The organism is Brumimicrobium sp., from assembly GCA_023957385.1.
Lineage (GTDB): Bacteria > Bacteroidota > Bacteroidia > Flavobacteriales_D > Crocinitomicaceae > Brumimicrobium.
Genome location: JAMLGZ010000001.1, coordinates 957,817 through 971,537 on the forward strand (window position 1 = coordinate 957,817; position 13,721 = coordinate 971,537).

The 13,721-nt window shown below is 34.6% G+C and carries 12 protein-coding genes; 6 read left to right on the plus strand and 6 right to left on the minus strand.

All coding sequences use genetic code 11. The features are described from left to right. Positions 1-126 precede the first annotated feature (126 nt). The gene (locus tag M9897_04175) at positions 127-2,013 is read left to right on the plus strand and encodes a M1 family metallopeptidase (protein ID MCO5268075.1); all 1,887 of its coding nucleotides are present in this window, start codon (positions 127-129) and stop codon (positions 2,011-2,013) included. On the opposite strand, the gene M9897_04180 is transcribed toward M9897_04175, so the two are convergent. Both M9897_04180 and M9897_04185 read right to left on the minus strand, forming a co-directional pair. After that, entirely contained in the window at positions 2,014-4,434 is a 2,421-nt protein-coding gene (locus M9897_04180; protein ID MCO5268076.1) for a TonB-dependent receptor, read from the minus strand. A gap of 62 nt (positions 4,435-4,496) precedes the next feature. Further along, positions 4,497-4,853, minus strand: coding sequence for a hypothetical protein (locus M9897_04185; protein ID MCO5268077.1), 357 nt, complete (start codon positions 4,851-4,853; stop codon positions 4,497-4,499). A 64-nt stretch (positions 4,854-4,917) separates the two neighbouring features. Here M9897_04185 and M9897_04190 point away from each other — a divergent pair, with 64 nt between their 5' ends. The 3 genes from M9897_04190 to M9897_04200 are packed head-to-tail and all read left to right on the plus strand — an operon-like array spanning position 4,918 to position 8,498. Next, the gene (locus M9897_04190; protein MCO5268078.1) at positions 4,918-5,541 is read left to right on the plus strand and encodes a 7-carboxy-7-deazaguanine synthase QueE; all 624 of its coding nucleotides are present in this window, start codon (positions 4,918-4,920) and stop codon (positions 5,539-5,541) included. Positions 5,542-5,544: 3 nt separating this feature from the next. Continuing rightward, on the plus strand, positions 5,545-7,560 hold the full coding sequence (locus M9897_04195) for an OmpA family protein (protein ID MCO5268079.1): 2,016 nt from the start codon (positions 5,545-5,547) through the stop codon (positions 7,558-7,560). Then, complete coding sequence (locus M9897_04200; GenBank protein ID MCO5268080.1) at positions 7,557-8,498, plus strand: UbiA family prenyltransferase; 942 nt, start codon at positions 7,557-7,559, stop codon at positions 8,496-8,498. Before M9897_04195 ends, M9897_04200 begins: the two co-directional genes overlap by 4 nt. A gap of 1 nt (position 8,499) precedes the next feature. Here M9897_04200 and M9897_04205 read toward each other — a convergent pair whose 3' ends face one another. After that, the gene (locus tag M9897_04205) at positions 8,500-9,942 is read right to left on the minus strand and encodes a T9SS type A sorting domain-containing protein (protein MCO5268081.1); all 1,443 of its coding nucleotides are present in this window, start codon (positions 9,940-9,942) and stop codon (positions 8,500-8,502) included. Further along, positions 9,939-10,637, minus strand: coding sequence for a YCF48-related protein (locus tag M9897_04210; GenBank protein MCO5268082.1), 699 nt, complete (start codon positions 10,635-10,637; stop codon positions 9,939-9,941). The genes M9897_04205 and M9897_04210 overlap by 4 nt, the downstream gene beginning before the upstream one ends. Positions 10,638-10,768: 131 nt before the next feature. Here M9897_04210 and M9897_04215 point away from each other — a divergent pair, with 131 nt between their 5' ends. Further along, entirely contained in the window at positions 10,769-11,338 is a 570-nt protein-coding gene (locus M9897_04215; GenBank protein MCO5268083.1) for a Maf family nucleotide pyrophosphatase, read from the plus strand. Here the strand turns inward: M9897_04215 and M9897_04220 are convergent. Together M9897_04220 and M9897_04225 are read right to left on the minus strand one after the other, a co-directional pair. Further along, the gene (locus M9897_04220) at positions 11,335-12,189 is read right to left on the minus strand and encodes a DnaJ domain-containing protein (protein ID MCO5268084.1); all 855 of its coding nucleotides are present in this window, start codon (positions 12,187-12,189) and stop codon (positions 11,335-11,337) included. The two genes, M9897_04215 and M9897_04220, sit on opposite strands and share 4 nt — an antisense overlap. Then, positions 12,186-13,181, minus strand: a complete 996-nt coding sequence (locus M9897_04225) for an AMP-binding protein (GenBank protein MCO5268085.1) — start codon at positions 13,179-13,181, stop codon at positions 12,186-12,188. Before M9897_04225 ends, M9897_04220 begins: the two co-directional genes overlap by 4 nt. Before the next feature lie 100 nt (positions 13,182-13,281). Between M9897_04225 and M9897_04230 the strand changes: the two genes are divergently transcribed. Beyond that, entirely contained in the window at positions 13,282-13,719 is a 438-nt protein-coding gene (locus M9897_04230) for a thioredoxin domain-containing protein (GenBank protein ID MCO5268086.1), read from the plus strand. The last annotated feature ends 2 nt before the right edge of the window (positions 13,720-13,721 follow it).

The following is a 13,721-nucleotide window of genomic DNA, read 5'->3' on the forward strand; positions in this document are numbered from 1 at the left end:
AAATATGTATATAAATAATTTTGTAGAAGTAATCCGAACATTAAGCGTTAAATGTAATAGATTCATCTATTTATTTGACGATTTTAATTATTAAATTCTATTTTTGGATTCTTATCGATTATAATTATGTCAAGAATTACCCTTATTGTAACTGTTTTTACATCAATTCTGCTTTTCTCCTGTCAACAAAAACAAGAAGAAAATCAAGAAAAAGATTTAACTTGTTGCCCTGTAGAGAATCACAGCTATAGCAATATCAGTGAGATAAATACGACTCATTTGCACTTAGATATTACCGTAAATTTTGATAAGAAGGTGATTGAAGGAGTGGCTAGACACAAGATGATTAATAATGGAACCAATAGTGCAATCTTTGATGTCAAAGGACTGGATATTCAAAAAATAACCTTAGGTCCTGAAGGAAGTGAACAAGAAACTACTTTTAAAATAGGAACCTATAATGATTTGTTGGGAGCTCCTTTATTTATTGATATTGATTCTACTACTCAATTTGTAAATATTTATTATTCCACTACACAGGATGCAGATGCATTGGATTGGTTGGATGCTCGTTTAACAGGAAGCGGGAAATACCCTTTCTTATATACGCAAGGAGAAGCTATCTTAACACGTTCTTGGATTCCTATTCAGGATACGCCTAAAAATAGGTTTACCTATACTGCAAACGTAAAAGTACCAAAGGATTTATTAGCTGTTATGAGTGCTACAAATCCTGTTGAGAAAAATGCAAATGGTGAGTATTCTTTTCAGATGAAGCAGCCTATTTCTTCTTATTTACTCGCTTTAGCAGTAGGGGAATTGGAGTATGCTAAATTATCAGATAATAGTGGTGTATATGCAGAACCATATATGATTAAACAGGCAAGAGATGAATTCAAAGACATTCCTAAGATGATTAGTGCAGCTCAAGCTATGTATGGCGATTATTTATGGGAAATATATGATGTATTAGTATTGCCTTATTCTTTTCCGTATGGAGGAATGGAAAACCCACGTTTAACTTTTGCTACTCCAACTTTAATCGCAGGTGATGGTAGCTTAGTCTCTGTTGTTGCACATGAATTAGCTCACTCATGGTCAGGGAATTTGGTGACCAACGCGACATGGAATGATTTCTGGTTGAATGAAGGATTTACTGTGTATTTTGAAAACCGTATCATGGAAAGTGTTTATGGAAAAGAAATTGCAGATATGTTGGCTTTAATTGAATTCCAAGAATTACAGAGAAGTGTTGACGAGATGATGGCTACAGGTAATGGCAAAGATACACGTCTAAAATTGGAATTACATGATAGAGACCCCGATGATGGTATGACGGATATTGCTTATGTTAAAGGAGCCTTTTTATTAAAAACAATTGAAAATTTGGTTGGACGTGAAAAATTCGATGATTTCTTAAAGAATTATTTCCATAATTTCCAATTTGAAACGCTTACTACTGAAGAATTTGTGGCTTATTTAAATAAGAACTTAATTGAAAAATACAATGTAGATTTTGATGTAGATGAATGGGTTTATGGAGAAGGAATTCCTGCAAATTGTGTTCAAATTACTTCAGAACGTTTTGAATTGGTTCAACAATTAGCGAAGTCTATTCAAGATGGAGGTAAACTACCTGTCGGAATAAAAAGAAGCGATAAAATTACTCAAGAGTGGTTGGCGTTTATTCGTGCTTTCGACGGGAAATTATCAGTTGAGAAAATGGCAGAAATTGACGCACAACTCCATTTCAGAGATAGTGGAAATGCTGAGATTATGACAGAATGGTTTGTATTGGGAATTCAGAATGAATATATGGAAATACGCCCTGAAATGGAAGCTTTTCTTATTAAAGTAGGAAGAAGAAAATTCTTGGAACCACTTTATATAGAATTAGCTAAGCACTCAAAAGAAAGTAGGGAATGGGGTAAAGAAGTATATGAGAAAGCAAGACCACATTACCATTCCATTTCATACAAAACGATTGATAAAATATTTCAGGAAACAAAGTAATTAGCTTTTTATCGGTATGGGTATGATTACTTTAAAACTGAAGTTTCTCCCCATATCATAAATTCCTTGCCTTCCGTTGGCAGGATTGATCATCAAATATTTAAGTCTGCTTAAATGATTTTGATAAGCTGTATTAGTAATATTTTCTACATTGATACGTATAGAAAATAGTGTCTTGGAATGATGAACAATGTCTATTCCCACTCCAGCGTGAAGCAGTGTGTAACTAGGAGTCTTTGTCTCAGTGTTATAGGCGGTTAATATTTCATCTTGTTTAAAATAATGACTAATTCCAAATGATAAATAAAGGTTTTCACCCCATTTTCCAATCTTTTTAATATCAGCTCGTAGTTCAGATCCCCATTTATGTGCAGGTATAAATGGGATATATTTCAAAGAATTTATTTGTCTCGCTTGCACGTAGGAAAAGGTGTTCTCGAAATGTAACCAATGGATAGGATGGGGATGTAAATCTATGCTTATCTCTCCTCCCCATAAGTGTGCATCCGCTGAAGTATATTGATACGTTTTATATCCTTCAGTAAGTGAATCACCGCCCCATTTGTTAAGCAATTGATGGTAATAGATATAATCTTGAATATAATTATAGAAAAGAGTGATCTCACCATTGACATGCTCTGTATTCCAACCAAAAGCATAATCTGCTTGCCAACTATTCTCAGGTTTTAGAGCGAGATTTCCAATGATGTAATTTGAAGTTCCTTCGTGTACGCCATTTGCTGAAAGTTCTGCAATATTCGGAGCCCTAAACCCTTTGGCTAAATTGATTTTGGTGTATAAATTAGATGTTATCTGATAGGTTAAACCTATGCTTCCAGAAATGGATTGATACAATTGTTGAAAAGAAGTGAATTGTTTGAAATCATCAGCCGTAGGATGTATGGTGGGAGATTTTAAAGAATCTAACCATAACTCTTTTCCATGTTGAGTTCTTAAATCATAACGAATTCCTGCACTAAAACTTAATTTTTCCCATGACTTAGAAGTAATGGCAAATACTCCCCAATCAAAAAGATTATAATCTGGAATTAGAAATTCTTCACCTTTATTCAGTGAACTCTGATACATTCCATTCATTCCAAATGAAATATCCCAATGCTTGATATCAGGTAAAGTATATCTAAAATCATAGTGGAAAGTGTGCATAGATAGAAATAAACCGTATTTATCTTCATCTAGGATAGATTCAAATTCTTTCCGTTGATTTTGTTGCCAACCTATAATTGCTTTTAACCTTCCTTCGCCTAACATAAATAAATTTTGAGAAACTACCTTGTAGTGGAAAATACGCTGGAAAGGAACGTATGATTTATAGGATAAAAAATCCTTTTTTTCTATGGCGCTCTCTTCACCATTTCCTTGATTATTAATTTGTTTGATGAATTGTCCGATACTGTCCCGCTCTCCTTCGATGATGCCTGGTGTAAATTCATATCGATTAAAAGTAATGTGTGAGAAACCCCATGATTTATTTAGACCTATGGTTGCTAGGATGTTATTCTCTTGAAAACGGGAATTGAATACATATCCATCGTATTTGTTTTTATAATCATGAGCTGCCTTTTGGGAATAGCGTAAGTCCCAAATGAAACCTTTTTGATTACCACTGATGTTTACAGAACCAGCTAATAAATCGTTATTTGTTTGATAGTTGAAAATCACTCCTCCTCTAATTTGCCCATCTGCTGGGGAGGGAGCTGGGAGAAAATTGATAACACCAGCTAAGGCATCACTTCCGTAAATTAAACTGGCTGGACCTTTTAGCACTTCCACATGATCTACAGTAAACTCATCAATTTCAACTCCATGTTCATCACCCCATTGTTGCCCTTCTTGTCGAATTCCATTATTGATAACCACCACGCGATTATAACCTAATCCACGAATAACAGGTTTGGCAATTCCGGGTCCACTTGAAATAGTAGAAACTCCAGGAATGACTGTAAGCGCTTCAATAATGGACGAGGCAGTAATTTGCTTTAATGTTTTAGCTGAAAGTGTAGAAATAGGCAAAGGCATTTTTTTTCTAGCTGTGGACTTGGAAACGCCTGTTACCACTACTTCATCCAATTCTTTCTCTACAACTGCTTCTGTCAATTCAATGTCAAACTCAGTAATTTCTGTAAGGTCTATAATTTGGGAAAAGTCCTTATATCCTGTTGCAGTAACTTTAACAAGTAATTTAACTTTAGGCAAATTTTCGAGAAAGTATTGTCCTTGAAAATCTGAGGTAGCACCTTTTTTTATGTCAGGGAAATATACTTTTGCACCAAAAATAGGTTCTTTACTTTTGCTGTCTTGTATTATTCCTTTGAGAGTGGACTTATTTCCTTGGGGTTGTTGTCCAAACAAAGTAAGTGTACTTATTAGATACACTAGTAAAATTATATATTTTATCATGTAATTTGAGTATTATAATCTTTATATTGAAGCGGAAAATGCGTAAATGATGTCCCTTTAGATTATATTACAGGAGGTCCACGGTGTTGAAAATGAAAGATTTGAGCAAGATACTTACTTTCTGTATAATGAGAAGTGTACAGAATAGGGGAGTAAATATTTACTTCATTTGTGGAAAAATCAAGTGTATCATCCCAAGAAAGAGGAAGCATATCGCAATAGTTACATTCTTCAGACTGACTATCAAAATGAATAGACTTCTCTTGACAATGGTGTTCTTTTAGGTGGCTTATCCAGTGTAAGGTTTGAACATACAAAGGAAGTGAAACAATAAAGATAAATACAATAAACAGCAAGTTTTGTGTCCATTCTATAGAGAATAGTGTAAATGGATTATATGAATTGAGTTTATTTTTCATATCTCTTTCTACAAAGATACTGTTTTTTCAGCTTGTTTCATTCCTTTTCATTACTTTTGGACACATGAAAAACGAGAACTCATCCAAGCGCACAAGTTGGCCTATTATGGAAACTTTTTACACTATTCAGGGTGAAGGAGCTAATACAGGGCGTGCGGCTTATTTTATTCGTACAGGAGGCTGTGATGTGGGATGTGTTTGGTGTGATGTGAAGGAAAGTTGGGATGCTTCTGCACATGCACAAAAGAACATCGATGAGATTATGAAGGGAGTGAAAAAAGCTCCCGCTGATTTTGTGGTGTTGACAGGAGGAGAGCCCACGATGTATTCACTTGAAACTTTGGTAGATGCGCTTCATAAAGAAGGGAAAGAAGTGGCTATTGAAACTTCGGGAACACATCCTTTAGACGCACAGGTAGATTGGTATTGTTTTTCTCCGAAGAAATTTAAAGCACCCTTAGAAGAAGCATATAAAAAAGCAGACGAACTTAAAGTCATTGTATTTAATAAAAGTGATTTGAAGTGGGCAGAAGAACATGCTCAACAAGTAAATGACAAATGTCTCCTATATCTTCAACCAGAATGGTCAAAAGAGGCACAGATGTTGCCTTTGATAATTGAATATATAAAGAAAAATCCAAAGTGGAGAATCTCTTTACAGACACATAAATACATGAATATTCCTTAAAATATGAAAAATCTAATTACTCTTTCTTTCCTACTTATAACATTAATGTTTAGTGGTTGCGCTACTGCTCAAATGGGATATGGAACTAAAAGCAAAAAAGCAATCAAATTATATGAAGAAGCGCAAAGAGCACCCAATCAAAATATTAATGTGAATACTGGGCTGCCTAATTATAGCAATGGGATTGAAATCTTAAAGAAAGCTTTAAAAATTGATGAAAATTTCTTGGAGGCACATCAATTGATAGGGGAGTTTTATCGCTTATCAGGAAAAAGTAAAGAGGCTGTTTATCACTACAAACGCTCCCTACAAATCCGCCCAACTGCAAATTTAAATGGACAACTTTATATTGATATTGCTGATTTACAAATAAAAAATAGAGAATTTGATGATGCAATTGCCTATTGTGACTTGGTGATTAATAGTCGTGATAGGAGAATCTCTGAACTTGTTATGCGAGCAGCTCAAATTATTAAAGAAGATGCTGAGTTTTCTAAATACGCGTACAATCATCCATTGGATATAAAGCTTCAAAATATAGGGAAAGGAATCAATACCAATCGCCCAGAATACTTCCCGACAATCACTGTGGATGGGAAAACGATGCTATTTACGCGTGAATTGGAAACTTCACAGCGTGGACCAAGAGGGCAAGAAGATTTTTTTGTTTCTGAATTAACTCCTGATGGAATGTGGGGAAGGGCTGTTCCTATGCCAAGTAATATTAATACCATTCGTAATGAAGGTGCACCAACCATTTCAGCTGATGGAAGAACTTTGATTTTTGTTGCTTGTGCTGATGAAACTGGAAGCTATGGTGATTACCGTGAAGGAAAGGGGAGTTGTGATTTATTTGTAACTGAAAGAATTGGAAATAAATGGTCTGATCCAGTGAATTTGCCTGGATATGTAAATACATATTCCTGGGAATCACAACCTTCTTTAGCTGCAGATGGAAAAACGCTTTATTTTATTCGTAAGGTTGGTTCTGGAAGAACTGCCCATAGTGATATCTTTATGAGTGAAAAACTGGCAGATGGCTCTTGGGGAAGAGCAACGCCTCTTCCTGATAATATTAATACTCCTGGTATGGAAACTTCTGTGTTGATTCACCCAGATGGGCAAACGTTGTATTTTGCTTCAGATGGCCATACTGGTTTAGGAGGGAGTGATATTTTTATGTCACGCAAAGACCCCCTTGGGAAATGGGGTGATCCAATCAATTTGGGATATCCAATTAATACAGAGGATAATGAAAATTCCTTGCTAGTTGGTCCAGATGGAGATGTGGCATTCTTTGCATCTGATAGACCCGGAGGAGAGGGTGACTTAGATATTTATTATTTTGAATTACCCAAAGAGTTACGACCTATTAAGACAACCTATTTTGAAGGTTTGGTGTACGATGCTGTGACCCGAAAGCCGATTCAAGGGCAGTTTGAGTTGGTGGACTTATCCAATGGGAAAACCGTGGTAGAGTCTAAAGCTGATCCTGTTACAGGTGAATTTTTGGTGGCACTTCCCACTAAAAAACAATATGCTTTGAGTGTTTCTTATCCTGGTTATGCATTTTTTTCTAAGAATTTCGACATGACGGAAGGTGAAGATGCTGTTCACATGGATGTGCCTATGGTACCACTAACAGACAACCAGCCTATTTTATTAGCCAATGTATTCTTTGACTTAAATAAATCTACACTTCGCCCTGAGTCTTTTGTAGAGCTGAATAAATTAGCTGATTTACTTATTAAAAATGCTGCTATTCATGTTGAAGTTGGTGGACACACAGATACACGTGGTGATGCCAAAAGCAATCAGAAATTGTCAGAAGACAGAGCTAAATCCGTGTATGATTATTTGATTGAAAAAGGAGTGGAAGCAAAACGTTTGACTTATAAAGGGTATGGGGCAACACAACCAATCATTTCAGATAACGAGATATCTAAGCTATCCACAGAGGAAGCTAAAGAAAAGGCACATCAAGAAAATAGACGTACGGAATATAGAATAATCAAATGATTTCTTTTTTAAGACTGATACGTATTTCAAACTTACTTATTATAGCCCTTACCATGTATGGTTTGGGCTTTTATTTTGATAACCTAGCTAGTCAGTCTTATGTCTTATATAGTTTTGATTTCTTTGCTCTTGTATTGATAGTTATTTTTATTGCTGCTGCGGGAAACATTATCAATGATATCAATGATATATTGATAGATCAATTGAATAAGCCTAAAAAGTTAATTGTTGATACTTTTATTTCTAAGAGGAAAGCACTCATACTCTATGGAAGCCTAAATTTTATTGCTATTCAATTGGCAATGTATGTTTGGTTTAAAACGGATGAAATAGTATTTCTTTGTGTGCCATTAGCAACAGTTATTTTACTTTGGTTGTATGCTGTATATATAAAGAAATGGCTTGTTACAGGTAATTTAGTGGTTTCTATTCTAACAGCAATCGTTCCTATGTTGGTCGGAATTTATTTTTTCACATTAAAGGATATCGTAATGACTAATCCTTTTCCTTTCAGCTTTCCAATTAATACTAGTTTTTCTCTGTTTTTTTCAGGTGGCATATCGATTTTTGCTTTTTTGCTAAATTTCTCCAGAGAAATAGTGAAAGATATGGAAGATGTCGAGGGAGATAAAGTCTATCACGTTCGTTCTATTCCAGTCGTTTGGGGAATGAATGTTGCAAAAGGACTGACAGTTCTACTACTTATTATATTCTTGGCATTTGTTTCTTTTATTGTAAACTACTTTCAATTAGGTTTAGGAGGGAATTGGGTGATTTCTCCACTTATCTTAAGTGCATTTGCTGTAATATATACCATCTTCTTACTTATGAAAACAGTCGATAAGAAGAATCTTCATTCTGTAAGTAATTTACTAAAACTTGCCATGGCATTAGGACTCCTAACACCTTGGTTGTGGGCTATTATTATCTCCTTTTAGTTTATTCTTTTACCATCATCTTTGTAAATACCTTCTGAGGACATTGAATCTTCACAATATAGGCTCCAGCAGGATAAGTAGATGCATCTACTTCTAAGGAAGTATGAATTAGTTTCTGTTGTAGAATAATTTCTCCCATTAAGTTATATACAAAAATTTCATTCTCTTTATTTTGAAATTCTGATGGTAGTTGTATAGTGAAGATATCTTTTATCGGATTGGGATTAATTTGAATAGAAGGTTCTTCTTTGAAATTAGAAATATGTGATGTAGCCGGAGCAGTAACAACAATATCTGCTTTATCTCTTTTCCAGACCCCCATTTCATTTGTTCCTGCCCACACGTAATTTGGACTAACTGTCATACATGTAATTGAAGTATCTGCTAGTCCAAGGTTAATCGCTTCCCAATAATCTCCGTTGTTTGGAGTTACATATACCCCGTTATCAGATGTAGCAACAGCTACATAATTATCCCAAGAGGTAAAACTTGTTACAATTGAGAATAACGGAATTTCATTGCTTACATCACTCCAATTCGCTCCATCATCTATCGAACGGAATACACCACCGCCTTGTGTTCCTGCAAATAAGGTGTCTCCATACGCATGAAGTGAATTAACAAACATATTGGTTAAGCCATTATTAATGGCAGTCCATGAATTTTGTCCAACTGTATTTTTATAAATCCCATCTTTTGTTCCAGCATACAATTGGTTTCCTTTTACAATGAGTGAGTTAATTTGATAAGCAGATGAGGGTAAACCTGTAATTACGGAAGACCAAGAGTTTCCATTATCTGTACTTACATAAACATATTGTTCCCCTATATAGATGATGGAACCCGCAAATGCAATAGTTTTTGGTAATCCACCATTCGGAGTTGCACCAACTTGAGACCAATTCATACCGTTATTCGTAGAACGATAACCGTAAAATGTCTGGTAATCATTATCTTGACCAAATAAAAGAGCATTTGCTCCATTAGCCTTTACTGTTGTAACACTTCTTGCATCAAATCCGCCCATACTATAACTCCATACATTGTCACTTTCTGTGATCTTGAAGAGTGAAAGTTGACTTGAATTATAGGTCGGGTCTTCAGTACTAGCCAATATGTTGTCACCAGAAATATCGATTGCAGTCACTGGCTTTGAAGTGAGTCCAAGATGTTGCCATGTTGTACCATCATCATCTGTTTTATAGATACCACACCCATTATACCCTAGTCCATGTCCTTTATAACCAATGCTTCCAACATAAAAAGAGCTTCCATCTTTATAAAAAGCTTGATAATTTGTTTTGGTTGGATAACTATTTCCCATTGATACAGCACTCCAATTTGTGTTGTCTGTAGTTTTGTACAATGTACCATTGCTATTATTACTTGCGTAAACTGTATTGCCATTCACGCCTAATGCATAAATGACATCGGATGAATTCAATCCACTATTCGTTGATACCCAATTTCCCCATCATTAGTAGTTTTAAAAATACCACCTCCATCGGTTCCAAACAGAATGTCATTTCCAGCTGTAACCATAGTAAGAATTACGTAAAAAGGAGGGCCTGAATAAGATTGAGTCCAATTTACACCATTATCAGTGGATTTATAAACTGTTCCACCATAACCAGCGGTGTATAAATCATTCCCTTTAACGGTCAAGCAAGTCATAATATCTGGATTTGGGAAACTGCTAAAATCTAAAGCAGTCCATGTAGAACCGTCATCTGTTGATTTGTAAACTGGATTCTGGTTGGTAGCAATGAATAAATCACTTCCTTTTATTGCTATATCGTAAACTGATACGGTATTAGATAAACCACTCGAAATCCAATTATCTCCATTGTCGGTTGAATAATAAACACCAGCATCCGTTCCAGCTACGATTCGGTTATTAATTTTTACCAAACTACGAATGTATGTAATTACAGAAGGTAAACCATTGCTACTTCTTCTCCATGTTACTCCGTTATCGGAAGATTTGTATATTACACCATCTGTACCTGTAATTATTTCATTGTTACTGATAATAACAGAGTAGGCACTTCCACTATACAAACCTTTAGTTGGTTGCCATTGTGCCAAAGAGAAATAGGTGAATACAGTCAAAAAGACAAGCGTGAGTTTTGTTTTCATAAGTGGTTTAATTTTTTGAATACTTAGTATTCTTATTTAAGAATCAAATATATTGAATTAGTGCTATGAAATTGTTCTTTAAAATATATAAATTTTGTTTAAACTGATTAAAATCATTTTACCTTTATCCCATGTTTTCAAAAAAAATTATTCTAGGCTCGTCTTCACCGCGGCGCAAGCAGTTGGTTGAATCTTTAGGTGTATCATGTGAGATACGCAAGGTTGATGTGGATGAAATATATCCAACTTCTCTTTCTTTAACTGAAGTACCTTTGTATTTAGCAAAATTGAAAGCAGAACCTTTGAAAACTTCTATTCAACCAGGCGAAGTATTATTAACTTCTGATACAGTTGTTTTGCTTCATGATGAAATAATTGGTAAGCCAACAGGAGAAGAAGATGCTATTCAGATGTTAAAAAAATTATCAGGTAATACACATAAGGTTGTTTCAGGTGTAAATCTTTATAGTATTGATAAGGAAATGGCATTTTCTGTGGTGACTGAAGTAACATTCAAACCTTTATCTGATGAGGAAATTATCTATTACGTGCAAGAATTTAAACCATTTGATAAAGCTGGTTCTTATGGAATTCAAGAGTGGATTGGAATGGTTGGGGTAGAGAAAATTAACGGCTGTTTTTATAATGTGATGGGCTTACCCGTACATGATTTGTGGAAGATGTTAAATGAGCAGTTTTAATAATACCCTAGTGTAAATAGGTGTACCCATCTATTGTTGAGGAATAAGAAGATGAGGTAAATGAAAGGAAGGACATAAATGGATAGGTTAAAAAGAAAGCTAAAGGTGACGTTTTTTCCTTTTTTTAGATAAGCAAAACTAGGTAAGAGTAGAGCGATAATCAATGGGAATAGGTAATTGTAGATACCGTATTCTGGTTGAAGAGTATAGATTTTATTTTCCTTCATGAGATGAAGGTCTATAATTTCTCTAAAAATGTGTGTCCTACGTAATTGAATGGGGTTTTCTCCAATCAATCTGATGATGTCTTTTGATAAGAATAGATGTTGCCCATTGGAGAATGAAGTACGGGAAAGTTCGCTGTATTTACCTTCTAGGATAGTGTTTGGTTTTATAATATATACTTCCTCTTCTACATGTTTTAATATAACGATATCTAATAATAGAAGAAATAAAATACCTAAACTCGCAGAGAGTACGATTTGAAAATAACGCCATTTCTTACCAGTAGTTAGGCTAACAAAATAGACATTATCTTCTTCTTCCGTACGCTTCTTCATGCGTTCATACTGTTTGCGTGCGAATGCAATTTTTTCTTCACGAGTTGCTTTTCGATAGCGAACGGAATGGGTTGTTGATGGTGATACTGATTGTTTGCTTTTCAGTTTATCTAAGGCGTATAGAATTTGTTCATAAGCTTCATTGATTTCGATGAATTTTTCCATGGCTGATTCTGATTGGTTTCTATCGGGGTGATATTGAAGAGCCAATTTTCTATATGCCTTTTTGATGATTTCTTCGTCCTTTGTTGGAGCTATTTCTAATATGTCAAAATAGTATTTAGCACTCATCGAATAGCCTGTGTTGTTTTGTTTCGATCGATTTTCCCTGAATCCGTTTTTATGAGAGAAGGAAGGAAGAAATAAACTTTTGGCCGCTCGTATTTATCTACCAAAATATCAATTTGTTCCTGAAGATTAACTTTATTAATTCTTTCCTCTCCAATGAAAATCACTTTCTGTCCTAGTTTTACATCTGGCAAATAACTGATGATAAAACTCTCTGGGGGAAGGAGTTGATGTAATTTCTGTTCCACAATTTCGGGACTTATTTTAATCCCTCCTGAATTAATCACAAAATCGGACCTTCCTAACCATTGAAAAGATGTTGAATTTATAAGTCGTACGATATCGTTTGTTTTTAGATTTTCTATTCCCAATTCTGGACTATGTATAGTCAAGCAATCATCTTCAGTTGTGAAAGTAGTTTTCCCAATTGCTTGAAAATTACTATTTAACTGTTTTAAACTTTTTAGAGCAATATGAGAGATTGTTTCGGTCATTCCAAAAGTCGAATATACATTACAAGAAAATTTTTGAATCTGTGATATTAAACTCTCTGAGACTGGTGCACCTCCGATGATTAGGTGCTTGATGAGGTTTAATTTTTCGGGATTTTGTTTGATAGTTTCTTCCAACTGAATAGGTACCATTGAAACAAAATCAATGGAATGATTAATGTTTTTGAGTGGATTGCTATCTACAGAACAGACATATAAATTGAGATTATAGGTGAGAGCGCGTACAACTAGCATTTTCCCACCAATATAATCAATAGAAATACAGAGTAATGCAGATTTACATTTGTCTAATTCTAAAAATTCTCCCGTCATTTTAGCCGAAGCTTCCATTTTCCACTTTGGTATTTCAATGGTTTTTGGAGAGCCTGTAGAACCAGATGTTTTTTGTGAAATGATAGATGATTCATTATTCCATACATCCAAAAATGTATGAAGTTTCTCAATTTCATTTGCAGAATCCCCTATTTGTAGCACATTTATCATATTATTTGGGCATGAACTTTGCTTTAATTTGTGTCGTTCAAAACTTAAATTTGCAAAAAATAAGTTTAATTTCGCAATTAATTATTATTAATATAAATATATGAAAGTATTTGGAGTTTTATCTATCGTTATATTTTTTATACTCACCTCCTTTACGTGGGTTTCAAGCCCTAAGGCTGATGAAAAACCAGGAATCAAATTTGAAAATATTACTTTTAAAGATGCTTTACTGAAAGCGAAAAAAGAGAATAAATTGATATTTATGGATGCTTATACTGTTTGGTGCGGTCCATGTAAATTTATGGAAAGAACAACTTTCCGCGCAGAAAAAGTTGGAGAAGTATTTAATGCAAATTTTATTAATTTACAAGTGGATATGGAAAAAGGAGAAGGGTTAGAAATTGCTAAAAGATACCAAATAGCTGCATATCCTACTTTATTGGTGATTAATGGAGACGGGAAGGTTGTGAAGCGTATGTTGGGAGCTATGGATGAGGCCGAGTTGTTAAAAGAAATCCAAGAAGTTATTAAGAAATAATA